This is a genomic window from Paenibacillus glycanilyticus, assembly GCF_023715145.1.
In the GTDB taxonomy this organism is placed as follows: Bacteria; Bacillota; Bacilli; order Paenibacillales; family Paenibacillaceae; genus Pristimantibacillus; species Pristimantibacillus glycanilyticus_A.
Genome location: NZ_JAMBNP010000005.1, coordinates 12,453 through 36,483, shown reverse-complemented (window position 1 = coordinate 36,483; position 24,031 = coordinate 12,453). Strand labels below are relative to the sequence as shown.

Here is a 24,031-nt window from a genome sequence, read left to right as displayed (position 1 = left end):
AACCACCCTTTCAAATGATAGATATTGAAATGATTCGTACCGCAAAGCCTCTTTGCATCCACCAGCACAGCCCGGGAATCACCCCTTTCAAACTGATCTTTATCCTCATCAGCCCTTAATGGCTCCCGTCATCACGCCGTCTACGAAATACTTTTGCAGCTTGGGATAGATGAGCAGGATCGGAATGGTTGTAAACATAACACTTGCCGCTTTCAGTGACTCCGGTACAATGTAGGCTCCAGCGCTTCCTTCTCCGCCTTGTTGGCTGTCCAGCTGCTGATTGGCCGAAATGATCTGGTACAGCTTCATCTGCATCGGATACAGATTTTTATCCGTAATGTAGAACAGAGCGTCCTGGAATCCGTTCCATCTGTCCACCGCATAAAAGAGGCTTAATGTGGCGATCGAAGGCAGCGACAGGGGGAGCACAATCTTCATGAGAATGCCCAGATCCGAACAGCCGTCAATGGCAGCCGATTCTTCCAGACTTTCCGGAAGGTTGGTGAAGAACGTCTTCAGGATGATTAAGTTAAACACGCTCATCGCGCCCGGCAGCACCAAGCTCCACACCGTGTTCATCATGCCGAGGTTTTTAACCAGTATATAAGAAGGAATCAAACCACCGCTGAAATACATGGTGAAGACCAATGCCGACAGGATAAAGTTTCTTCCCATCAGCCGCTTCTTCGTTAGCGGATAAGCTCCGCAGATAGTCAGGAACATGCATACCGCCGTGTACAAAATCGTAAGCACAATGCTGTAGCCAAGCGTGTAAAGCATCTCCACGTCGCTTAAGATGGTTTTGTATGTTTCTATTGTGAAGCCCACCGGCCACAATCCTACTTTTTGCGAGATAATCGCTTCGTTGGAGCTTAAGGAAAGCGCAATCATATACAGGAACGGAACGATACATGTGAACGATAACGCCACGATAAATACGATAATCAGAATATCCGCTGCGCTCATTTTTTTCTTTGTGCCGATACTGCTCGTCATGCTCACCATATCCCATCCTCACCCAATTTCTTCGCAATATAGTTAGCTCCAATTAAGAGGATCAAGCCAACGACGGATTGGAACAATCCTACCGCAGTCGCTTGGGAGAAATCCCCCGAACTAATGCCGACTCTGTATACGAACGTGCTGATTACGTCGGCGTAATCGCTAACCAGTGAATTTCCCATAACAAACGGACGATCGAACCCGATGGAAACCATCCTGCCAATTTGGAGGATCAGCAAAATATTAATCGTTGACTTAATGCCCGGCAGCGTAATATGCCATATCTTGCGAAGTCTGCTGCAGCCGTCAATATCGGAAGCTTCGTACAATTCCTTGTTAATTCCCGTCATGGCCGCCAGATAGATGATCGTTCCCCATCCGATATGCTGCCATACGCCAACGGAGATATAAGTCATTAGCCAAGGCACCTTCTGCGACAGAAACTCGATCTTGGCAAGGCCGAGGTTTGCCAGGAACGTGTTGACCATGCCGCTGTTGGAGAACATCAGATAGACCATGCCGCCTATAATAACCCAGGACAAAAAGTGAGGCAGATACAACACGGTCTGCGTAATTTTCTTGAATTTTGCCAGTCTCACTTCATTGAGCAGAATCGCTAGAATAATAGGCGCCGGGAATCCCGCGATTAAATCATAAACATTCAGGGCCAGCGTATTCTTGAGCGCGCGGTAGAAGCTGTCCTGCTGGAATATAAACCGGAACACATCCAGTCCTACCCATTCGCTCCCCTTGATTCCCGCAAAAATGTTGTAATCCTGGAATGCCATAATCACGCCATAAATGGGGGCATACCTGAAGATCAGGATATAGGCAAAGGGCAGCATCAAGAGGGCGTATAACCACACGTCTCTTTTGAGATTGTTTATAAATTTGTTTTTCTTCTTTAATGAAGCGTAGTCTGGAGATTTGTCTAAAACCGCTTTCATTTCTCTCATCCCTCCGGCTGTATTAAGGAGCTCTTATGTTTTCATTATAGCTACCGGGGAAATTATAAAAATGTACTCATTTAAATGAATTTGGTAATAACTTAAAATGGTGGCGATATAAGTAATCCGGAGAATTCAAAGCCATGATTATATGAAAAAGCGTATAAACGCTTAGCATTGTAAAGAGCCTTGATTGCTCAAGGCTCTTTACGGGTAATTCCTAGCTGCGCAACGCTATAAAGCGCGCAAGGATGGCGGATACTTCAGCCCGCGTGACGCTGCTTGCAGGCTCCAGAAGGTTCCTCGGCTTTCCGTTCAGAATCCCCCTCGCCACAGCCCATTCCATCGCTTCCCTTGCATAAGCCGAAATCTCGCCGCTGTCGGCAAAGCTCTTGCCGTTGCCGCTTGCGGCAGGTTGTCCGGCATACCGATGCAGGAGAGTGATCAACTGCTCCCGGGTAATCGCTGCGTCAGGGGCGCTGCCATCGCTGATTCCGGCGGTTACGGCCCAGTCTTGCGCCTTGCTGTACCAATTCGCGCCGCCTTCGGTCTCAACGCCGTCCAGTCGGGCTAACACGGCGAAGAGCATGGCGCGGCTCATCGATGCATTAGGGGTGAAGAGATCTTGCCCCGTTCCAAGGAACAGTTCGCGGCTGGCAGTGAAAGCAATTGATTCGGCTGCCCAGTGGTTGTCAGGCACATCTTTAAAGGTGATCTTGTTGTCTATCAATATAAGCGTCATATCGCCTCTCGCTATGAAGCTCACTCCGTCTTTCGTTAGCACGGAGTCCCCGATTATTTTCCTCGTGCCGTCTTGCTTGACCGTATAGGCTACAGTCGAAGGAGAGGCATTCTTTGCGGGGATCGTAATCCGCGCCTCTGCCACGCCTTGGGGCAGATGAACGCTCGCCGTTACTTCCCCAAGCGAAGTCGTGACGGTCTCCACCTTAACTCCGTTAGGCCACGTGGTCGTCTCGGTCACCGTGCCGGTTGTTTTATCGGTGACAATAATGGTCGTACTGCCGTCCTCGTTTTTGACGGTAGTAGACGTGTTAGTAGAGCCGCTAGATTCACCGCCGCCAGCGGTATATACAGACACCGTCACCGTGCAGGACGCTGTGTGACCGCCGTCTGCCGTAGTCGCCGTAATGACAGCTGTGCCGGAGGTGTGGACACTGACAAGACCTTTGTCGTCCACCGTAGCTACAGCCGGATTGGACGTGCTCCACGCCACGGTCTTGTTCGCTGCGTCTGCAGGCTCTACCTTTGCGGTGAGCTGGACGGTCGAGCTTCCATGGTTGGTATACAGCTGAGCGCTGATCTTATCCAGGCTTACGCCGGTGACAGGATTCGGTGCTGTAAGAGTAAGCTCCGCATGGGGACTCGCTTTATGCGTATCGGTCTCGCGGTATCGAATCCAATAGGTTCCCGGAGACAAATTTGCTATGGCATTTCCTTCTACATTAGACCACGTGCTACCGTCGTTCGAGGACCATTCCATGGAGGCGTTCACGCCGGTAATGCGTCCATCATTCGCCCCAGCCGCCGTTTCATTGCTTGTCCCAAGCCCCACGGGCGCAGATTTCGCTACTCCGGTCACCATCACTTTGAAGTCGTCAAAGTCGATGGAGGCGTTGGCGTAGCCGTCGATGCCAAACCGCTGGCCGGTCAGCTTGCTGCCTCCCGTATGGCGGAAGGTGTAGTCCACAGCCACCGGAGCAGGATCATCGTTGATATACACGGTGTACGTCTTGGCATCCCAGTTTGCCACCATTTTGATGTTATACCAGGTATTTAAGGCATAGTTGAGGACGGACTTCTTGGACCCGCTATTTTGCACCATGATTTTACCCGTGTCAAAAGCCGTAACCATCGAATAATTGCTCGTCCCGCTGTCATTCCTCGTCATGGCGCCATTGGCGTACTGGAAGTTGGTGTTTAACCGGGCGCGATATTCGATGACGATGCGCTCATCCCCCGCAGCCGTCACCTCGCCCAGATAGGGCAGGAACAGATTGGCTTTGCCCGCCGTACCGGTTGTGGTCAGCCGAAGGAATTTATTCCCCTCTTCCTCCTGCACGGTAGCGGCAGCGCCATTGGTCAGGTCTTCGATGTTAAAGCCGTAAGGAACTTCTCCCGCTTCATCGCCGGAGAAATCCCGATAAGCATTATAGCTGACGCCATCCTCTGTAAGGATGAGAGAGTCGGACAGGGCCGACTCGGCGGCAGTAAGGGCGTTCAGAGCGTCGTCTGCTTGCTGCTGCGTAGCGGTACCGCTCTTAGCCAGGGCCTCCGCGTCGTTCAACGCGCTAATCAAGGAGTCATAAGCCGCCTGGCGGTAGTGTCCAAGAGAATTCCCCAATGGATAAGAAATGCCGGACATCCCGGCGCGTTTGGCGTCCACGGCTGCTTGGAGCCTTTGTCCAGCCGTACTCTCCGTCCGGAGTGAGGGATTCCAGAGGGCATCGGATGGAGTTTCTCCGCTCTTCGTCAAGTAGATGCGATCTATATACAGACCGTCCTCGCGCATCCATAGGCTGAAGGAATGCTCGTCCGCTGTGGCAACGTTAACCTTGCCGACGTTCTTCCAGTGCCATTTCTCGTCCAAGTTATTGGAGAAAAAAACATCGGTCGAGAAGCTGCCGTTACTTCCGTCCAAACCGCCGCGAATGGAGTCGGAAGCGTTGTCCACATATCTCCAGCGTACCCACACGTTATAGGACCCCGTGTTGCTAAAATTGATTTTGTACGTCAATTCCGGACTGGATACAGGGAATTCGGCATCGCTTGTCCATTGCCCTCCCAGGTCGGGAAGGCGCATGGCCATGCCCGTGTCCGATTGGGTGAGACGCCAGGCATTAGGAATCTTTCCGGGTGTCTCAACCGCCTTATCCCGCTTGGATACGGTGTACGCCTTCATGTCCGCCGTTATCTGGCTTGCCGAATCCAGCACATGCTCCATGGCATACTCGGCTTCAACGCCTACCGTTCCGCCCGCTTCAACAAAAGCTCCTCCTCCCCAACCTGACGGAATGTTCATAGGTTCAGCTGCCGTAGAGGTCCTGGCCGGAAGCTCGACGCCAGGATTGAACGCCGTATTGTATTCGTCGTGATAACTCTCGTCCGGGCCAAGCTCGGTAGGAATGACACCATCCGGACCTGTGTACAGCACCATCTTGTCAATCATAATAAAGCTATCTACCATCCACAGCTTAATGGTATGTTTTCCGGCTGCCATAGCGGGCATATTCACCACATGCTTCTCGATCATATGGAAAAGGTTGCTTACCCAGACCGTGCCTTGTCCCTCATCGGATGCTGCCGATTCCACGACAATCGGGGCTTCATTGTCCACGGAGACGGCAAAGCGTACCTTCCCCTTGGAATTAAGCGTTGGTATCCGGTAGATCTCAAGCGGGAATTGACCGGAAGAAGTCAAGTTAATGTCATACTCTAGGCTTGGAGCAGTCGCAATGATCGCTGCTTCATCCACCGCTCCTAGTTCAGGGTCATAAGCACGCACGACATCGCAGCCGGAAGCACGGCCTAGGTCTCGAATGATTTCCCAAGTCTTATCGCCGTTCGCGTTTAATCGGCTGTAATGCTCTGCTTCAATCGAAACATAGCCGTCCGCCTCCGCGTAGCCTTGGATTTCGGACAAGGCCTTTGCCGGATTCTCAATTGCCACCTGAATGGTCTTGGCCGTGCCTGCTGATGTATCGGTAATCGTAATTGCGGCTGTTGCCCCTTTGTGTGCTTCCATCTCGTCAATCGTAACCCAGAGACGCGTCTCGTCGCTGATGGTGCCGGCTTCAGAGGAGAGATGCACCCACGGCTGATCGGCGGCGGCTGTCCAGTTGATGCTGCCTGCTCCCTTATTGAAGATATCGATGAATTTACCTTCTTGATTGTAAGGGGAGAAGACTAGCTTGGAATTCTCCTGCGGCCTAGTCTCGCCTTGTACAACCACGCCCAAGGACGGTTCTCCCAGAACCAGCGCCGGCGTGCCGGGAGGCAGCTGGTTAATGACCGGAGGCGATGCGTTCTCGGGATCGATGAATCCCTTCCACTTGCCGCCCGCCATCGTGCTATAGCGTACAATTTCCGCTTTCTTTGCCAGGTCGGCCTCTTGCGAAAGCTTGAGGAACGCATCGGCGGAAGCCATCCTGCCCTGATCGGAAGCCAGGTTGCTTCGATCCGCATAATAGTAGGCTTTGTTGACATAATACGCCCAGTTTATTTTGGATTGCACCAGTTCATAGAAACTCAGCTTCTGCTCCTCCGGCAGCGCGTTGTAGATAGCCGCGGTACGGTCGAACAAATCCTGATAGACCGCCATGCGCTTCGAGCTTTCATCCCCGTATTGCGTCTGGTTGAACACGCCAACCTGCATGTGCTCAAGCTTGCGAACGTTGGTCTGCTGATAGAAAGTAGTGAGAATGTCAGCTGTCTCGTCGCTGTACGAGCTGCCGAACTGCTCACCGATCCAGTCTTTCAGAAATTGCTCCGAATTATTTTTGTACTTCTCTACGTCCCATCCGTAACGGATAAAGAAGGTCATCTCGGCTTCCTGCGGCTTGATGTCGCCTATATTCAGTATCCAAGACTTGCGGATATTATGATCCCAAGATTTTCCAAGCTCCTCCCCCATTAAGGAAAGAGGGATCGAATTAAGCCACGTATAGCTTTGGTCAGCGGGAGCCCAGTAGGAAACGTGATCGTATAATCCGTGTCCTCCTTCGCGAGCGCGTTCTGTTGCATCGGGCATTCTTCGCATGATCCCGTGATTATCGTCGCACCAGATCACAGTCACATTTTCGGGCAGATCAAATTGGGGATGATTATAGATCGGAAGAACTTCCTTGTAAGGGATAAACGCCTGAAACGAATGATCGTATTTCTCCTGGCCTAATATCTCCAGAAGCATCTTCTGCTGCTCCCGGATGATCTCATTCATCAGTCCGGCCTTCCGCTCATCCAGATCGCCGCCTAAGTAATCATAGGCGGGTTCCATTAGATTTTTCACGTTGAACGCTTCGTCATGTATGCCCCGCATCCCCAGCGTCCATTGCGCATCGATGTCTTTATGGCTTTCAATACTTTCGCGCCAGTATTGGAGCACCGCATCCTTGCTTGCCGTGAAGTCATATTCGATCGTATCCGGATTAACGCCCATCCTCTTGGCATAGTCCTGTTTCCAGTCGTCCCATTCGTGCGTGTTCGTCCGCAGGAGCATATCGGGGTGACTGGAACCAAGCACGATGCCGTATTCCTTCACCAGATCAATATTCCCGGGCACGTTATTAATGGAGTTCACATGCATGGCTGCCCAAATGTAGTTACCCTTCAACCGTAAAATAAGCTCGAAAATTTTGGCGTACGTTTTTGGTCCCATATTATCCGGGTCTTTGAATACTTCCTTAGCCCAGCGGCCGAGCTTCTCTTCATCATTAAGAAAAACGCCGCGGTACTGGACATCCGGCATATCGGTAACGGAAGTTTCCGCAGCTACATATACGGCGCTTTTAGTTCGAATAGCTGTGTCGGCAAAAAAATACCAAGGGCTAACCCCCATCCGTTCCGAAAGCTCGTATACGCCAAAAATAGCTCCGCGGTTATCCGATCCCGCTATAACCAAGGTATTTTCGTCCACCACCTTGATTAAGTAAGCTTCCCATTTATTTTGGATCGCGCTTACTTCATCCGCGGTAATTTCCCCTTCGCTGACCAGCGCCTTAATTGGCTCGCTGTCAGCAAGCGTGCCCACGATTACGACGGGACCAGCGGGCAGAGTAGTCTCGCTGCTCACGTTGGCGTCCAGATTGGTGACTCGCTTGATATCATCCTTCAAGTCGTTCGCCACTCGTCTGACCGGAGCCTCCTCCGCAGCGTCCACCCAAATGCTCGCTGCCGTTCCGTTAACCGCTAACGGGAAATCGCCAGCTTCTCCCGTCTCCTGAATCATCCCTTCGTCCTTGTCCTCGGTGGATGGATTACTGGCTGCATAAGCAGGCATCATCCCTACAAAAAGCGCGATCATCATCATTACGGCAATCACACGTCTTGTGTATCTGATCACTTCATTTCACCTCGTATTCTATTTGTTCGCGCTTTCAATTACTTGCTGAACGGGTTCTTTGGCCTCCGTAAATAGGATCCCATTACAACTCCCATTTGGGACAAAGCCCGCAAATGGGAGTGTAAGGGGTGGTTTTTATTCGGTTCGCGAAGCTATAAAGCGCGCAAGGATGGCGGATACTTCAGCCCGCGTGACGCTGCTTGCAGGCTCCAGAAGGTTCCTCGGCTTGCCATTCAGAATCCCCCTCGCCACAGCCCATTCCATCGCTTCCCTTGCATAAGCCGAAATCTCGCCGCTGTCGGCAAAGCTCTTGCCGTTGCCGCTTGCGGCAGGTTGTCCGGCGTACCGGTACAGGAGAGTGATCAGCTGCTCCCGGGTAATCGCTGCGTCAGGGGCGCTGCCATCGCTGATCCCGGCCGTTACGGCCCAGTCTTGCGCCTTGCTGTACCAATTCGCGCCGCCTTCGGTCTCAATGTCGCCGAGCCTTGCCAACACGGCGAAGAGCATGGCGCGGCTCATCGATGCATTAGGGGTGAAGAGATCTTGCCCCGTTCCAAGGAACAGTTCGCGGCTGGCCGTAAAGGCAATCGATTCGGCTGCCCAGTGGTTGTCAGGCACATCCTTGAAGGCGATCTTGTTGTCTATCAATTTAACCGTCATATCGCCTCTCGCTATGAAGCTCACTCCGTCTTTCGTTAGCACGGAGTCCCCGATTATTTTCCTCGTGCCGTCTTGCTTAACCGTATAGGCTACAGTCGAAGGAGAGGCATTCTTTGCGGGAATCGTAATCCGCGCCTCTGCCACGCCTTGTGGCAGATGAACACTCGCCGTTACTTCCCCAAGCGAAGTCGTGACGGTCTCCACCTTAATTCCGTTAGGCCACGTGGTCGTCTCGGTCACTGTACCGGTTGTTTTATCGGTGACAATAATGGTCGTACTGCCGTCCTCGTTTTTGACGGTAGTAGACGTGTTAGTAGAGCCGCTAGATTCACCGCCGCCAGGAGAAGTCGGTTGATCATAGCCCTTAATGGTCAGCTCTACATGAGGACTCGCTTTATGCGTATCGGTCTCGCGGTATCGAATCCAATAGGTTCCCGGAGGCAGATTTGCTATGGCTTCTCCCTCTACAGGAGACCACGTGCTACCGTCGTTCGAGGACCATTCCATGGAGGCGTTCACGCCGGTGATGCGTCCATCATTAGCCCCAGCCGCCGTTTCATTGCTTGTCCCAAGCCCCTCGGGCGCAGATTTCGCTCCTCCCGTCACCATCACTTTGAAGTCGTCAAAGTCGATGGAGGCGTTGGCGTAGCCGTCGATGCCAAACCGCTGGCCGGTCAGCTTGCTTCCGCCCGTATGGCGGAAGGTGTAGTCCGTAGCCACCGGAGCAGGATCATCGTTGATATACACGGTGTACGTCTTGGCATCCCAGTTCGCCACCATTTTTATGTTGTACCAGGTATTAAGCGCGTAGTTGAGGACGGACTTCTTCGACCCGCCATTTTGCACCATGATTTTACCCGTGTCAAAAGCCGTAACCATCGAATAATTGCCAGTACCGCTGTCATTCCTCGTCATGGCGCCATTGGCGTACTGGAAGTTGGTGTTTAACCTGGCGCGATATTCGATGACGATGCGCTCATCCCCCGCAGCCGTCACCTCGCCCAGATAGGGCAGGAACAGATTGGCTTTGCCCGCAGTAGCCGTCGTGGTCAGTCGAAGGAATTTATTCCCCTCTTCCTCCTGCACGGTAGCGGCAGCGCCATTGGTCAAATCTTCGATGTTAAAGCCAAATGGGTACTTACCCGTCTCATCGCTGGAGAAATCCCGATAAGCGTTATAGAACACGCCATCTTGCGTGCTATTGAGCGAACCTAATAGATCGGCTTCTAGTTCGGCAAGGGAAATCCGTTCTTCGTTGAATTGTTCTTCCGTCAAACTTGCGTCGGTAGATAATTTCTCCGCATGATCGAGTTTAGCCAGAAGAGCATCGTACGCAGACCGGCTATAGCTGCCGAGCCCTTCGCCTAGCGGATACGAGAAATTGTCTATTCGGCTGCGAGCTTGCTTTACAATTTCATCAAGGCCCCATCCCGGGATAACCTCCACGGAAGCGGCAGCTGGAATCTCCTCACCATTCAGGGTCAATAGGACAGGCACCTGAACAATGCCAAGGGAATTAAAGTCAATGCCGTCCAGCTTCCAGCTAACCTCGGCCGTGCTGCTTGCTCCCTTATACTCGACATCAACAACGCCGGGCAGCTTGGGCGTTGCTCCGGAGGGAGTCTTCACCTGCGTAACAACCTGAGGAGCCTGCGACGGATCAGGAGTTACCATCAGATTAATCGTTGTTTCCTTACCGCCGTATGCGGCAGTGATTACCGTATCTCCCTGTTGAACGTCATATACTTCACCGGTATCCGAAATCTTAGCCACGTCGGGATTGCTGCTGGAGTATGTCGCTCCAGCCGTCACATCCTGAACTTCATACGTATTGTAATTTGCTAATAACTGCAGTTGACTTGTCATCCCGCTGGTCAGGATGTTGTTTAGTCCGCTGATGGCAATGGACTGCACAGACTTTGGCTCAGCGTTAACAACAACCGTGGTTGTGGCCGTTTTCCCGTTATAGGTTGCGGTAATCGTAGCACTGCCTGCCTTGATTCCCTTGATCTCAGACCCATTAATCTGGGCAACCTGATTGTCGGAGGAACTGAACGTAACTCCACTGTCCACAAGTGTATTCGTAGTACCGGTTACCATGTACACGGGCAGGCTGCGATTGTCGCCAAGCCCCAGCGTGTATCCCGGAGAATCGAATACCAATTCTGACGAATCAAGCTTGAATACATCCATGCTGTCTATTTCAGCTAGGTTTGCACCAGTAGAGAAACGAATGATATTATCGCCCTGCTCTAGATAGACTTTCGCCGTGGAGGCACCCCACCGATTCCAGCCGGAATAAACGATGCTCAGCTTGGCGCCGGAGTTGCCATTAACCGACAGAATATGGGAAGCATCCGCCGCACTCGACGTGCCGTTGGCATTTCGAACGGAGAGCACATACATTCCCGCCTCTGGCACATGGACTGTAAATTGGGCTTTATCATTGGCATTCTTCATATTCGTAATCTTCTTCCCATCGGAAGCCGTTTTTTCCCGCAAGACGCTTGGACCGGTTTCGCCGCTTGGATCTTTCACGAGCTGGGCGGCTTCCGCCTCAAAACGCTGACGTACCGGCTCCCCTGAAGGGATCGCAATCGGTTTGTTCGGATCGACGGGCTCTCCCAAGTTCGGCGTTCCGTCTTCGTTCCAAGTAAATTTCTGTGCCCGAACGTTACGGGTCCACCCCGATCCGGACCAGCGGGCGGAATGGTAAATAATCCAATCCTCGCTGCCGTCGGGAGAAGTGGTCAGACTATGATGACCCGGGCCGTTGACGCCGTTAGCGCTGGAGAAAATCGGCTGGTCCTTTTTAACCCAAGAGCCGGGGTCCATCAAATCGTCGCCAAGCTGGGCAGTGATCAGTCCGAGACAGTAGCTGTCCGTCCAGCTTCCGTTTGCGGAATAGACCAGGTTGATGGTATTGCCATGTATAGTGACTTCGGGGCCTTCGTTAATTCGGCCCGGGGACGTTTCCCAATCATGGTCAGGGGTCGAGATCAATACCCTTTCCGAGCCTATCGTCCGCGGGTCGCTCATCTCCGCAATATATAAATTTTGAAAGCTTCCATCTGTTTCTTCCCAGCCGGACCAGATGAAGTATTGTTTCTCGTTTACCGTGAGCACCGTGCCGTCGATCGCCCATCGGTCAGTGGAATCGGTTATCTTCCCTTTGAACTCCCAGGCTCCGGTCATCGGATTATCGCTGGCGTTCTCGAGCACGTACATGCGGTGGTTGGCATTGGTTCCGTCGTCGGCCGCGAAGTAGATATACCATTTATAGCTGCCATCGGTATCTTTCAGATAATGCATTTCAGGCGCCCAAACATTGGAACTATACATAGTTCCCTTAACCGGCGTCCAGGCAAGGCTTCTCTCGCCCGCATCAATGCCGGTGATAGCCTTCGATCTGCGGATCATGATGCCGCTGGCGTTGACAAAGACGTTGTAGTAATAGCCATCCGTATGCTTGTACACCCAAGGGTCAGCTCCAACCTGCATGATAACATTATAGAAATCCGACACCTCCGTGCCCCCCGTTGTCGACGACGATATTGAATCTATTGGATCTGGCGCCTGTTCTGCCGCCGCAGCCGCTCCGCTCCATTGCGGCATGAGCAGCAGCACCGCGAGACCAAGCAGCAAATACCTGAATCTTTTCCTGGACATTTACAATCCTCCCTTGATTCCTATGATTAGTAATAACTCGGCTCAAAGCCATAGAGGAAAAAGTTTAAAACCTGGCATGACTATTCGCCCAAGTAATGCAGAAGTGCGTCCCCCCTTCATTCCGACGGGCCAGATAAACCGCTTTCATTTCTTTCATCTCCCTATCGCATTGATTTTTTGGTTAATGCCCTCATTCTACCTTCAGAGGAAAACTTACAAAATGTACTATCTTAAATTGTTTTTGGTAATAGTTTTAGAATATAACCCGATTTATGGTAAGAGATTGATTGTGTAAGAGGATAGGGTAATGCAGGAAGAGAGCGAGGAATGGAGAGATAAATAAAAAAGACTGAAGAACTGGTTGGAAAACTCATCAACCAGGCTTCAGTCTTTCCTCTTTTTTTAGACTTAATTTCAACTATACTTTCTTTGTCTCAAAGCTTCATAGAGAAGCACCGTAGAAGCCATCGCCACATTAAGCGATTCCGCATCGCCCTGCATCGGAATGATGACCGATTCATCTACCGTCTGCCGCACGGCTTCGGACAAACCTTCCGATTCATTGCCCATCAGGAGCCAGGTGCTGCTCGTCCAATCATAGGAATAACAAGTATGCGCGGCCTGCAGGCTTGTCCCGACAAGCTTGATCCCGCGTGACTGCGCCTCCGGCAGCAGCTCGGCCAGATCCGCCTCAATAATCGGCAGATGGAACAGAGAGCCCATTGTCGAACGTACCGTCTTGGGGTTATACAGATCCACGCTGCCCTTCCCGAGCACTACCGCGTCCGCGCCAACCGCATCCGCGCTGCGGATAATCGTTCCGACATTGCCGGGGTCGCGCACTCCGTCCAGAACAACAACAAGGCCGCCTTCACGGAATAAGGCATTGTCATCCCGATTGATCTTCTCGAGCACGGCAAAAACCGGCGGCGGTGTATCCGTCCCCGTACATTTCGCCATGACCTGCGGGGTCGCTTGCACCCATTCCGTGCTGCCCTCCCGTGCAAAAATCTCGAGCTCCTGCGGAATTCCGCGTTCTCCGTTATAGACCACGCATTTGACGGCGGCGGAAGAGCGGAACGCCTCCTGTACCAAATGTACGCCTTCAATAATAAATTGTCCGGTCCGGTCCCGGTACTTTTTATCGAGCAAGGAAGCCCACTGCTTCACCCGATCATTCTGAATAGAGGTTAACAATAAATGATTCATAAATCCGATCAGCCTTCCGAATAAGCGATTTCTAAATTTGATAAATCCGAGTTTTTCCCGACGATAACAAGAATGTCCTCCGGACGGATTAAGTCATCCGCATAAGGCGCGATGTTCATTTGTCCATGCGTCTTGATCGCCATTACGTTGCATTTAAACTTGGCCCGGATGTCCAGCTGCTTCAGGCTCTTCCCGATCATGGCTTCCGGCGCTTTCAAATCGATAATGCTGTGATCTTCCGAAATCTCAATATATTCCAGGATATTCGGAGAAATTAAATGATGCGCTACCCGTTGCCCCATGTCCCGTTCCGGGAAGACAACCTTGTCCGCGCCTATCTTGGTCAACACTTTGCCGTGCAGCTCATTTTGAGCTTTTACAACGATCATCTTAACGCCAAGATCCTTCAGAATAAGCGTAGTCAGAATACTCGCCTGAATATCTTCGCCAATCGCCACGACAACTACGTCAAAGTTGCGAATGCCAAGCGACCGCAAGGCTTCCTCATCCGTAGAATCTGCCGACACCGCATGGGTAACGAGATTAATGGCTTCCTGAATGCGCTGCTCGCTCGCATCAATCGCCAGTACTTCAAAGCCCATATGCGTGAGCGAAGAAGCAATGCTGGAGCCAAACCGCCCCATGCCAATCACTGCAAACTGTTTCTTGGCCATTTTCGTTTCATCCTACTCCCTTCAAAGCCCGCAAGATGCGTTTACGATATTGCCTAATCCTGATTATTATAGCATATCCACCGCGCTCGGATGAAAATCGCCTTCGTCGGAAACATTAATGAAGTCACGATTTCATGAAGACTTGGAGGGAATCCGATTGATCAATCTGGATTTGCGTCAAGCCATAATTAACAACGTTCGAAACAACTCAAAGAAAGAAATGAAGGATGTCATCGAAGATTCCATCGGCAATGACGAGAAAACGCTCCCCGGACTTGGTGTTTTATTCGAGATGATCTGGAAGGGAATATCTGCCGAGGAGCAGGCAAAGCTCATTGACGTCCTTCATACCAAGCTCCAGCAATCGAAGCCGTCAGCGACCTAATGCGCATCCGCCGTGTAGACGGTTTTTCCGCCAACAATCGTATGCGTTACCCATGGATGACCTTGATATTGCTCCACAAGGATTAAATCAGCTGCTTTGCCCGGCGCAATCGCTCCATAGCGATCCGCAATCCCCAGCGCTTGCGCCGGATAAAGAGTACCCAAACGAACCGCACCCGGTAAATCCATCATCCCTTGATCTGCAAGCATAAAGATTGCGGTCAGCATGGAGGATGGGTGATAATCCGAGCAAATGATGGAGCCCGCTTCTTCCAAAATCACATCCAGCGCGCGAAGGTTATGGTCATGAGATCCTCCCCTGACGAGGTTTGGAGCCCCCACGCATACGAATAATCCAGACTTCGCGGCATGCTTGGCTGTTTCCATATTAATCGGGAATTCCGTAACCGAAATGCCAAAGCCCCTGGACCTCTCCACTTGCTCCACGGAATCATCATCATGTGAGGCAAGCCTGATCCCCTGCTGTCCGGCTAGCCGGCTAAGCTCACGTAGATTTTCCCAATCGATCTGGTTTCTCCTCATCAACAATTCTTCGACAATGACCTGAACTTCTTCAACGCCAACTCCCTGATTCTTCATAACGTAACGCTCGAAGGAGCCCGGTGCCCGGTACTGTCCCTGACCGGGAGAATGATCCATAAAAGATAAATAATCAATCATGCCTTCTTTTATATAACGTTCAACAATCGGAAAACCGGCTAGATAAGATACTTCGTACCGCAGATGGATTCTGTTGCGGATAACGGAACGTGTCTTTCGGTAGTTATGAATCACGTCAACCATTCCTGTCAGCAGATGATCGCCACGCAAGCTCAGCCCTACGCCAAGCGACAGGGAATGATACATCGTGGTAATGCCATGATGCGGCATTTTTCGTTCGAACTCCAAAAAGGACATCGTAAGCGGAAATAGCGTATTGGGACGTGGCTGTACTTCTTTCTCGATAGCATCATTATGGATATCAATAAGCCCGGGGAGAATATAACGTCCTGCTGCATTAATAGGGGTTAAAGGCTCACCTCCGCAGCTCTGCTCATATTGCTGAATGGATGCCTCGTCTATCAGCACCGCATCAATTATACCGTCCTTCACGGCGATCGCTGCAGAAGCAAGCTGGTCTTCAAGCACCACAATTCCATTACGGATAAGCATTCTTCCGTTATGCGTTTGAGCAGTCATCAGGCCATTACCCCTTTCATGCTTCTCCCCAAAAGATACCATATTTTTATACCGTTCATAAGAGGGTCTCGCCGAAAAAAAAAAATAGCCGGCGGGATACCCGCCAGCTAGATAAAGCCCGTATATATGGATTAGTCCAAGCTGTTTGGTCGGAGGCCAAGCGTAAATGGCGCCGGCTTGTCGCAGGTGCTCTTCATCGTATAATGCGCACCTTGCTCCGCAGCATCGAAGAATCCGTGCATCGCTTCCAGTACATGATAAGCAAGTTCGCCGCTAGGACGCGCTTTGCGTCCGGAGAGCGCCGCTTTAGCAAGATCGGCAGCGCCTAGTCCGCGCACGTTGTCCGTATTCGGATACACAAGCGGAATATCGGACCACTCATGCGAACCGGCGCGTTTGAACTGGATTGGACCTCCGAATGTATTCGGATCCGGAACAAGCAGGGTTCCAGCGCTGCCGTATACTTCGATACGCGGCAAGGTGGAGCCGCCCTTCACGTCAAAGCTTTGCAGAATGGTGCCAATGGGACCGGATGCAAATTCGATGATGCCCGCAACGTGAGTCGGAACCTCAACCTGAATCTTTTCCCCAAACTTCGGTTGGCTGGTAATCGTCCGTTCAGGGAACGAAGCGCGAGCCATGCCCGTAACGCGGCTGATTGGTCCAAGCATAGCAACCATTGCCGTCAGGTAGTAGGGACCCATATCAAACATCGGGCCGCCGCCCTTCTGGTAATAGAACTCTGGCGCCGGATGCCAGCTTTCATGACCGCCTGACATCATAAACGCCGTTGCGCCAATGGGAGTACCAATCCAGCCGTCTTCGATCAGCTTGATGCTGGTCTGAATACCGCCGCCAAGGAAGGTGTCAGGCGCGCTGCCAACAAGCAGTCCTTTGCGTGCGGCAAGCTCAAGCACGGCTTGCGCTTCTTCGCGGGTTACCGTAAACGGCTTCTCCACGTACACATGCTTGCCGGCTTCAAGCGCCTGCAGACAAACCGCCGCATGAGCCTGCGGGATTGTCAGGTTAATGACCATCCCAATCTCCGGATCAGCGAGAAGCTCTTCAACCGAGCAGCCGCGGATTCCGAATTCCTCGGCTTTTGCTTTGGCGCGCGCTACGTCCAAGTCCGCGCAAGCGACGATTTCCATCGAGTCGAACTTTGTACCGTTGTTTAAGTATGCGCTGCTGATATTGCCTGTTCCGATAACGCCGACCTTTAGCTTATGCATGAGCGTGAGTCCCTCCGTTTACCGCTGCGGTTTTTCCTTCTGCGCACCAGACGAACCCCCGGCGCATCATTTCCTTCACGACTGGAATATCGATAATGTTGGCTTGATGGCCAAGCGAGTTATAATACACGCGGCCCACGCCCCAGCGCTTCGTCCAGGCAACCGGCATATCCACCGCTTTATTCAGGGAATGCGGACCGGATGTGACGGGGAAGCGCGTTGTAGCCAGTACTTCAACGGCCGGATCCACATGCAAGTAATACTGTTCGGAGCTTACTTCAAAGTCCTCAATGTCTTGCGTCAGCGGACTGGAGCTGTGCTTAATGTTAACGGTGTAATTCGTTCCGTCATTGCCCGGATGCGCTACCCATTGGCCGCCGGTCATGAACTGCCAATCTACATTTTCGCGGAATGCGTCGCACATGCCGCCATGGCAGCCTGCTAGTCCAACGCCGTTTTGAACAGCCTCCGATACGTTTTGCACATATTCCGGCTTAATCTTATCCATCGTCCAGATCGGTACGATCAGATCGAGTCCTTTGAGCTTCTCTCCGTCCGCGAATGCGTCCAGCGTATCCGATACTTCAACCTCGAAGCCTTCCTTCAAGAGAACCTCTTCAAAAATCCCAGCAACTTCCTTCGGCTGATGGCCGTCCCAGCCGCCCCATACGATTAGCGCTTTTCTCATCGTCTTCGTTGATCTCCTCTGCTATCGGAATTATTGAAACTCTTTCAATGCAACCCAGCGGCGTTCCGCAATCGAACGTTCAACCGCGACAAGCACCTCTTGGCATCTCACGCCGTCATGGAAGTTAGGCACCGGCTGGCGGTCTTCCGCGATAGCCGTCATCAGCTCATGCACTTCATGCGTGAAGGTATGCTCGTAACCGATCGTGTGGCCAGCCGGCCACCAGGCATCCATGTAAGCATGTGAAGCGTCTGTAGCAAGCACGCGGCGGAAGCCCTGTACATCGTCCGCATCCTCGGTGAAGTAGACTTCCAGCTCGTTCATCCGCTCAAAGTCGAACTTAATGCTTCCTTTGCTGCCGTTAATCTCGAAGGCATTCGTACAACGATGGCCAGCGGCGAAGCGTGTCGCTTCAAAGCTGCCCAGCGCGCCATTCTCGAATCGGGTCAGGAACAGCGTTGCATCGTCAACCGTTACTTCGCCGCGGGGCGCATCCGCACCGCTCTTAGTTGCGCTAAGCCCCGTCATGGATTCGGAGATCGGACGCTCCTTCACGAAGGTCTCTTCCATCCCGATCACTTCCTTGAACTCGCCTACGAGGAAACGAGCCATATCAATCAAGTGAGCGCCCAGGTCTCCATGCGAGCCGGAACCGGCGATTTCCTTCTTCAGCCGCCATACAAGCGGGAATTCCGGATCAAGAATCCAATCCTGCAGGAATACCGCGCGGAAATGATGGATTTTGCCGATGCGGCCTTCCGAGATGAGCTTCTTCGCAAGCTGCACGGCGGGAGCAAAGCGGTAGTTAAAGCCAACCATATGCTTCACGCCGGCTTTTTCGGCAGCAACCAGCATTTCATTCGCATCTTCCAATGTCAACGCCAATGGCTTCTCGCAGAACAGATGCTTGCCTGCTTCCGCTGCGGCAATCGTAATTTCCTTATGGGCATCGCTTGGCGCGTTAATATCGATTAGGTCGATGTCTTCGCGCGCGACAAGCTTGCGCCAATCCGTCTCGCTGCTTTGCCAGCCGAACTGCGCGCGGGCCTTCTCGAGCCCAACCGGATCACGGCCGCAGATTGCCGTCATTTCGGGAAGGACCGCCGTCTCCGGGAAAAACATCGGCAGCGCGCGGTACGCATTGCTGTGGGCCTTGCCCATAAATTTATAGCCAACCATTCCGACACGAAGTTTGCTCATTCTTTCACTACCGCCTCTCGAATATATAATTATGTGGTTTCTCGCTTAAGTAACTGAACGGGTAGAATCGTGTTCCCATGCTCTTCGGATTCCGATGCAAGCAGCTTCATCGCTGCCCTGCGCCCCATTTCATAAAATGGAACCGCTACCGTCGACAGCTTTGGACTTACGATTCTGGAGCTGTCCGAGTCATCGTAACCAATTAGGCCGTAATCCTTGCCTGCCTCAATGCCGTACTCCCGAAGGCCGTCCATCAGCCCAATCGCCATCCTGTCATTCGCCGCAAAGACAGCGTCAATCTCCTTGTTCTTAATGCTCTCGGCCATTTGTGCCGCCGCTTCAAACCCGCTTTTCCTGCTGTAATTCCCGGTGAAGATTCTCTCGTTATCAAGCGTCATTCCCGCTTCCGAGAGAGCCCGCTCATAACCGGCTAGCCGGTCGCCGCTGCTGGAGAACGCGCTTGGACCATTCAGGAAGGCAATCCGCTTGAAGCCGCTTGCAATCAGGTGCTGCACAGCCGCGTAACTTCCCGACTCGTGATCCGCATCGACGGTCAAATAACCTTCATCATCAAAGCGCTGGTTCACCAGGCAGAACGGAGAACCTTCCTCTTGCAGCTCTGCTAATGCAGCCCGCTCCTCGGCGACATTTTGAGCGCCAAGAACGATGCAGGCATCCACCTTCTGTGTCCGGAACAGCTTCGCGTAATCCCTCGCGCCGTCCGGCTCCCGGAAGATCAGGAGCAGATCATAATTGCAGGCCTTCGCCGCCTCGCCAATTCCGCTCAAGATCTCAGCGAAATAATACGTCGAGAACAAATGCACCTTCGGAACAAACGGCAGAATAACGCCAACGTTACCGCTTTTCCTCCTGGCAAAACGCTGCGCCAGCGCATTGGGCACATAACCCAGCTCTTTGGCTGCTTCCAGCACACGAACCCGAGTCTCTTCCTTAATCGGCCCTACGTTGTTTAGAACCCGGGATACCGTTGCTTCCGATACCCCCGCCAGCTTCGCTACTTCTTTCCTGCTGATAGTCGGCAGCCTCCTGTTAAAACGTTAATCATAAGACAACTTTGCTGCTGTCATTCCTGTAATGTACACGCGTACATTATGTCATGAAAGCGTTATTCCGTCAATCGGATAAGCCAAGAAAATTTCCTCTTTTTTCATAAAAGCTAAGCCATGCGAAAAAAATCCCCTGATCTCAGCCGATCAGGGGATTTAGCATATCTATATTCCGCCGCTTATGGAGCCGTCTCCAGGAACTTCATCGTAGGATTCTTATCCATAGCGGTACGCATCGCGTATTCATTCTCGAACAGGACAACATAATTGCCTTTTTTGTCCTTCACAAGCGTGGAATTAATCCGGAACTTCGAAGGATCGATCTTATCGTCAACTATCCAGCGCGCGAATTGGAACTGCATACGGTGAAGCTGAATATCCACGCCGTATTCGCCCTTCATCCGGTATTCGAACACCTCGAATTGCAGGTGGCCGACTACGCCTAGAATCGTCTCGTCAGCAAAGCCGCTTGCGGTGTAGAATACCTGAATGGTGCCCTCTTCGGTCAGCTGGTCTATCCCCTTCTGATACTGCTTATGCTTCAAAGCGTTCTTAACGGTAACCTTGGCGAAGATCTCCGGAGAGAACGTAGGAAGCTCATCGAATACAACCTCGGAGCCTTGCGACAACGAATCGCCAATCCGGAAAATACCCGGGTCGAACAAACCGATAATATCGCCCGGATAAGCCGTCTCGACAATATCGCGGTCCTGCGCCAGGAATTGCTGCGGCTGGGACAGCTTAATGTCTTTGCCCGCGCGGACATGGCGAACGCTCATGCCGCGTTCGAATCGTCCAGAGCAAATCCGAAGGAAAGCGATACGGTCGCGGTGCGCCGGATTCATGTTGGCTTGAATCTTGAAGACGTAACCGGAGAACTTCTCGTTTGTCGGGTCAACAGATCCGCCCGTGCTCATCCGCGGAGCCGGCTTTGGAGCCAGCTCCAGGAAGTTCTCAAGGAAGGTTTGAACGCCGAAGTTGTTCACGGCGCTTCCGAAGAAGATCGGCGTCAATTCGCCTGCCCGAACCTTTTCGAAATCAAATGGATCGCCCGCTACATCAAGCAGCTCCAAGTCCTGAATGAGCTGATCATGCAGATAATCTCCAGCCATTTCACGAATATACGGATCGTTGTAGTCATCGACTTTGCGAACCTCAATCGTGCTATGGTCATTGCCTTGGAACAACTCAACCTGATTCTTCATCCGGTCGTATACGCCGCACAGCTCGCGGCCCATGCCGATCGGCCAGTTCATTGGCACCGAACGGATGCCCAGCACACGCTCCAGCTCTTCCATCAGCTCAAACGGGCTTTGGCCTTCACGGTCCAGCTTGTTAATGAACGTGAAGATCGGAATACCGCGTTTGCGGCAGACCTGGAACAGCTTGATCGTCTGCGCCTCGACGCCTTTCGCAACGTCGATCAGCATAACCGCGCTGTCCGCTGCAGTAAGCGTACGGTACGTGTCTTCAGAGAAATCCTGGTGACCAGGCGTATCCAGAATATTAACCCGGTGACCCAGGTAATCGAACTGCATCACACTGGACGTAACGGAGATACCGCGCTGCTTCTCGATTTCCATCCAGTCGGATGTTGCGTGTCGGCTCGCCTTACGGGCTTTTACGGACCCTGCAAGACGAATAGCTCCCCCGAATAAGAGGAGCTTCTCTGTTAATGTGGTTTTACCGGCGTCAGGGTGAGAGATAATCGCAAAGGTACGGCGCTTATCTACTTCCTGTGTTATTTCATTGCTTAACGTTTGGCTCATGCTTGCCTTCCCTTCATAGCGTCGCGAAGCAACGCTCCTTTATCCATTCCCGATCAGCAGCGCACGTGCCGGCGCGGCTTCAATACCGGTCAGTTTCAAAGGTGCGATCACCATGAAGTAGGAGCCCGGCGGCACTTCCTTCAGGCGAAGCCCTTCTACGATAATAATATTATTGCGGAACAGCGTGCGGTGGGTTGGATATTCCGCCTGGGACCGTTCGATTCCCAATCCGTCTGTACCAATGCCGCGCACTCCTACCTCAACGAGATAACGAGCTCCGTCTTCCCGCAGGAATACAAAATCGGATTCGAAAGTATCCGTATAAGAGTTGCTTGTCTTCACAAGAATGAACTCGCCCTTTTGAAGGCCATGCTTTTCGAGGTCTTCTCTTGTGATGCTGTTTTTCACATTCGTGAAATCCAGAACCCGTGCGTTGCCAACGAGCTCCTCAAGACCAAGCGTCTCGATTGTTTCGCCATCCTCCAGCATATGCAGAGGCGCATCGACATGGGTGCCGCAATGGACATCCATATCGATGCGCGATTCATTAACGCCGTCTGGAGAGGTAGGCTGAGAGTTGATTTTGGGCTGCTTGCCTTCATGGTTGCCCCATACTTGCATACCCTCTTCGATTGTCATCGAAATATCGTAAACCTTAAACATAAAGGCATATCCCTCCGTCAGCGGTGTGCTATGAATAAATTATTTGCCGCTATTTGAAACCCAGATAACGTTGTCTTCATCCTGCCCGTTAACCGGCCACCATTTGAAGCCGTCTTGCGCCAGCAGCTGATCCGCTTTTTCAGGACCCCACGAGCCTGCCGGGTAATGCTGCAGGTCAGACGTACCTTCTCGCCAAGCAGCGGCAATACGGTCTACAAATTCCCAAGCTTGAGCGACTTCATCCCAACGTGTGAAGTAAGTCGAATCGCCGCGAACCGCATCGTGGATCAGACGCTCGTAAGCTTCCGGCGTATTGATGCCGATTTGGCAGCTTTGGCAGAATTCCATGTTTACCGGCTGTACCGAATTGTCTTCGCCCGGAGTTTTGGCATTCACTTTAATATAGATGCCCTCCATCGGGTTAACGCGGATAACGAGCAGGTTAGGCTGCAGGTCATGGCGCTGCGCGAACAAAACGTTTTGCGGCATCGATTTGAACTCGATTACCACTTCCGTCGTTTTTACCGGAAGACGTTTGCCTGTACGGATATAGAAAGGTACGCCTGCCCAGCGGAAGTTATCAACCGCCAGCTTGGCAGCGAAATAAGTTTCCGTTGCGGAATTCTCGGCAACCGAATCCTCTTGGCGGTAACCGGGAAGCTCCTTCCCTTTCAGGGAACCTTCGCTGTATTGGCCGCGTACAACCATATTGCGCACTTCTTCGCTCGATTTGTACGGACGAAGGGAACGAAGCACTTTTACCTTCTCATCGCGAATATCTTCGCCATGCAGACGGCTAGGCGGCTCCATTGCGATCATCGTCAGCATTTGAAGCATATGGTTCTGACCCATGTCGCGCAAAGCGCCGGACTTGTCGTAGTAACCGCCGCGCTCTTCTACGCCAACGGTCTCAGACAGCGTAATTTGCACGTTTGCGATATGATTGTTGTTCCAGAGCGGTTCAAAAAACGCGTTCGCAAAACGGATAACTTGAATATTTTGCACCATCTCTTTACCGAGGTAGTGGTCAATGCGGTAGATCTCTTCTTCTTTGAATACTTGAGTAATTTGATCATTGAGTTTTTGCGCCGATTCCAGGTCATAGCCAAACGGCTTCTCGATGACCACGCGGTGCCAGCCCTTCGACTCCAGCAGTCCGCCGCCCTGCAGGCTGAACGATACGGGTCCGAACAGGGATGGCGCAAGCGCCAGATAGAACAGGCGGTTGCCCGGAATATTGAATTTCGCATCCAGTTGATCCGACAGGGTAGCCAGACCGCGGAAAGCTTCCACATTGTTAATATCAAGCGGCATATATTCGAAGTGCTCCGCGAAACGGTTCCAGAGCTCAACGTCCTCTGCTTTATAGCGGCAGAATTCTACGATCGATTCATACAGATCGGCACGGAACTGCTCGTTTGTGCGCTCTCTGCGGGCTAATCCAACAACGGCGAAATTTTCAGACAGCTTTCCTTCTTTATATAAGCTGAACAAGGCTGGAAACAACTTGCGCTTCGCCAAATCGCCTGTCGCTCCAAAAATATAATAAATAGCGCCTTGCGCATTTGATGATTCAACGTTCATTTCA

The 24,031-nt window shown here is 52.0% G+C and carries 15 protein-coding genes; 1 reads left to right on the top strand and 14 read right to left on the bottom strand.

The window, feature by feature from the left end; translation table 11 throughout:
* Positions 1 to 108: 108 nt before the first annotated feature.
* The 6 genes from M3194_RS15280 to M3194_RS15255 all read right to left on the bottom strand — a co-directional run bounded on the left by M3194_RS15280 (position 109) and on the right by M3194_RS15255 (position 14,240).
* Complete coding sequence (locus M3194_RS15280; RefSeq protein WP_251654935.1) at positions 109 to 1,005, bottom strand: carbohydrate ABC transporter permease; 897 nt, start codon at positions 1,003 to 1,005, stop codon at positions 109 to 111.
* On the bottom strand, positions 999 to 1,949 hold the full coding sequence (locus tag M3194_RS15275) for an ABC transporter permease (RefSeq protein ID WP_251654934.1): 951 nt from the start codon (positions 1,947 to 1,949) through the stop codon (positions 999 to 1,001). The genes M3194_RS15280 and M3194_RS15275 overlap by 7 nt, the downstream gene beginning before the upstream one ends.
* A 220-nt stretch (positions 1,950 to 2,169) precedes the next feature.
* Entirely contained in the window at positions 2,170 to 8,028 is a 5,859-nt protein-coding gene (locus M3194_RS15270) for a glycosyl hydrolase 115 family protein (protein WP_251654933.1), read from the bottom strand.
* Between the two features lie 135 nt (positions 8,029 to 8,163).
* On the bottom strand, positions 8,164 to 12,357 hold the full coding sequence (locus tag M3194_RS15265; protein WP_251654932.1) for a family 43 glycosylhydrolase: 4,194 nt from the start codon (positions 12,355 to 12,357) through the stop codon (positions 8,164 to 8,166).
* A gap of 414 nt (positions 12,358 to 12,771) precedes the next feature.
* Positions 12,772 to 13,566, bottom strand: coding sequence for a TrmH family RNA methyltransferase (locus M3194_RS15260; RefSeq protein ID WP_251654931.1), 795 nt, complete (start codon positions 13,564 to 13,566; stop codon positions 12,772 to 12,774).
* Positions 13,567 to 13,574: 8 nt separating this feature from the next.
* The gene (locus M3194_RS15255) at positions 13,575 to 14,240 is read right to left on the bottom strand and encodes a potassium channel family protein (protein ID WP_251654930.1); all 666 of its coding nucleotides are present in this window, start codon (positions 14,238 to 14,240) and stop codon (positions 13,575 to 13,577) included.
* 157 nt (positions 14,241 to 14,397) lie between these two features.
* On the opposite strand from M3194_RS15255, the gene sspI reads away from it, so the two are divergent.
* Positions 14,398 to 14,625 (top strand): small acid-soluble spore protein SspI, encoded by a 228-nt coding sequence (sspI, locus tag M3194_RS15250; protein WP_251654929.1) that lies wholly within the window; start codon positions 14,398 to 14,400, stop codon positions 14,623 to 14,625.
* Here the strand turns inward: sspI and M3194_RS15245 are convergent.
* The 8 genes from M3194_RS15245 to zwf form a co-directional block, all read right to left on the bottom strand.
* Positions 14,622 to 15,824: an alpha-D-ribose 1-methylphosphonate 5-triphosphate diphosphatase gene (locus tag M3194_RS15245; RefSeq protein ID WP_251654928.1), complete on the bottom strand. Its 1,203-nt coding sequence runs from the start codon at positions 15,822 to 15,824 to the stop codon at positions 14,622 to 14,624. The two genes, sspI and M3194_RS15245, sit on opposite strands and share 4 nt — an antisense overlap.
* Positions 15,825 to 15,955: 131 nt before the next feature.
* Positions 15,956 to 17,056 carry a Gfo/Idh/MocA family protein gene (locus tag M3194_RS15240; RefSeq protein ID WP_251654927.1) on the bottom strand — a complete coding sequence of 367 codons (1,101 nt, stop codon included), beginning with the start codon at positions 17,054 to 17,056 and terminating at the stop codon, positions 15,956 to 15,958.
* Positions 17,049 to 17,744 carry a ThuA domain-containing protein gene (locus M3194_RS15235; RefSeq protein ID WP_251654926.1) on the bottom strand — a complete coding sequence of 232 codons (696 nt, stop codon included), beginning with the start codon at positions 17,742 to 17,744 and terminating at the stop codon, positions 17,049 to 17,051. Before M3194_RS15235 ends, M3194_RS15240 begins: the two co-directional genes overlap by 8 nt.
* 30 nt (positions 17,745 to 17,774) lie before the next feature.
* The gene (locus M3194_RS15230; RefSeq protein WP_251654925.1) at positions 17,775 to 18,944 is read right to left on the bottom strand and encodes a Gfo/Idh/MocA family protein; all 1,170 of its coding nucleotides are present in this window, start codon (positions 18,942 to 18,944) and stop codon (positions 17,775 to 17,777) included.
* A 29-nt stretch (positions 18,945 to 18,973) separates the two neighbouring features.
* Positions 18,974 to 19,987 carry a LacI family DNA-binding transcriptional regulator gene (locus tag M3194_RS15225; protein WP_251655347.1) on the bottom strand — a complete coding sequence of 338 codons (1,014 nt, stop codon included), beginning with the start codon at positions 19,985 to 19,987 and terminating at the stop codon, positions 18,974 to 18,976.
* A 203-nt stretch (positions 19,988 to 20,190) separates the two neighbouring features.
* Positions 20,191 to 21,780 carry a peptide chain release factor 3 gene (locus tag M3194_RS15220; protein WP_251654924.1) on the bottom strand — a complete coding sequence of 530 codons (1,590 nt, stop codon included), beginning with the start codon at positions 21,778 to 21,780 and terminating at the stop codon, positions 20,191 to 20,193.
* A gap of 39 nt (positions 21,781 to 21,819) precedes the next feature.
* The gene (locus M3194_RS15215) at positions 21,820 to 22,443 is read right to left on the bottom strand and encodes a cyclase family protein (protein ID WP_251654923.1); all 624 of its coding nucleotides are present in this window, start codon (positions 22,441 to 22,443) and stop codon (positions 21,820 to 21,822) included.
* A gap of 39 nt (positions 22,444 to 22,482) precedes the next feature.
* Positions 22,483 to 24,027 carry a glucose-6-phosphate dehydrogenase gene (gene zwf, locus M3194_RS15210; RefSeq protein ID WP_251654922.1) on the bottom strand — a complete coding sequence of 515 codons (1,545 nt, stop codon included), beginning with the start codon at positions 24,025 to 24,027 and terminating at the stop codon, positions 22,483 to 22,485.
* Between the last annotated feature and the right edge of the window lie 4 nt (positions 24,028 to 24,031).

Coding starts and splice junctions, on each gene's coding strand:
- M3194_RS15220 (WP_251654924.1), bottom strand. CDS start 21,780: ATGAGCCAAACGTTAAGCAATGAAATAACACAGGAAGTAGATAAGCGC.
- M3194_RS15215 (WP_251654923.1), bottom strand. CDS start 22,443: ATGTTTAAGGTTTACGATATTTCGATGACAATCGAAGAGGGTATGCAA.
- M3194_RS15275 (WP_251654934.1), bottom strand. CDS start 1,949: ATGAAAGCGGTTTTAGACAAATCTCCAGACTACGCTTCATTAAAGAAG.
- M3194_RS15235 (WP_251654926.1), bottom strand. CDS start 17,744: ATGAGAAAAGCGCTAATCGTATGGGGCGGCTGGGACGGCCATCAGCCG.
- M3194_RS15240 (WP_251654927.1), bottom strand. CDS start 17,056: ATGCATAAGCTAAAGGTCGGCGTTATCGGAACAGGCAATATCAGCAGC.
- M3194_RS15230 (WP_251654925.1), bottom strand. CDS start 18,944: ATGAGCAAACTTCGTGTCGGAATGGTTGGCTATAAATTTATGGGCAAG.
- zwf (WP_251654922.1), bottom strand. CDS start 24,027: ATGAACGTTGAATCATCAAATGCGCAAGGCGCTATTTATTATATTTTT.
- M3194_RS15265 (WP_251654932.1), bottom strand. CDS start 12,357: ATGTCCAGGAAAAGATTCAGGTATTTGCTGCTTGGTCTCGCGGTGCTG.
- M3194_RS15255 (WP_251654930.1), bottom strand. CDS start 14,240: ATGGCCAAGAAACAGTTTGCAGTGATTGGCATGGGGCGGTTTGGCTCC.
- M3194_RS15280 (WP_251654935.1), bottom strand. CDS start 1,005: ATGGTGAGCATGACGAGCAGTATCGGCACAAAGAAAAAAATGAGCGCA.
- M3194_RS15260 (WP_251654931.1), bottom strand. CDS start 13,566: ATGAATCATTTATTGTTAACCTCTATTCAGAATGATCGGGTGAAGCAG.
- M3194_RS15245 (WP_251654928.1), bottom strand. CDS start 15,824: ATGACTGCTCAAACGCATAACGGAAGAATGCTTATCCGTAATGGAATT.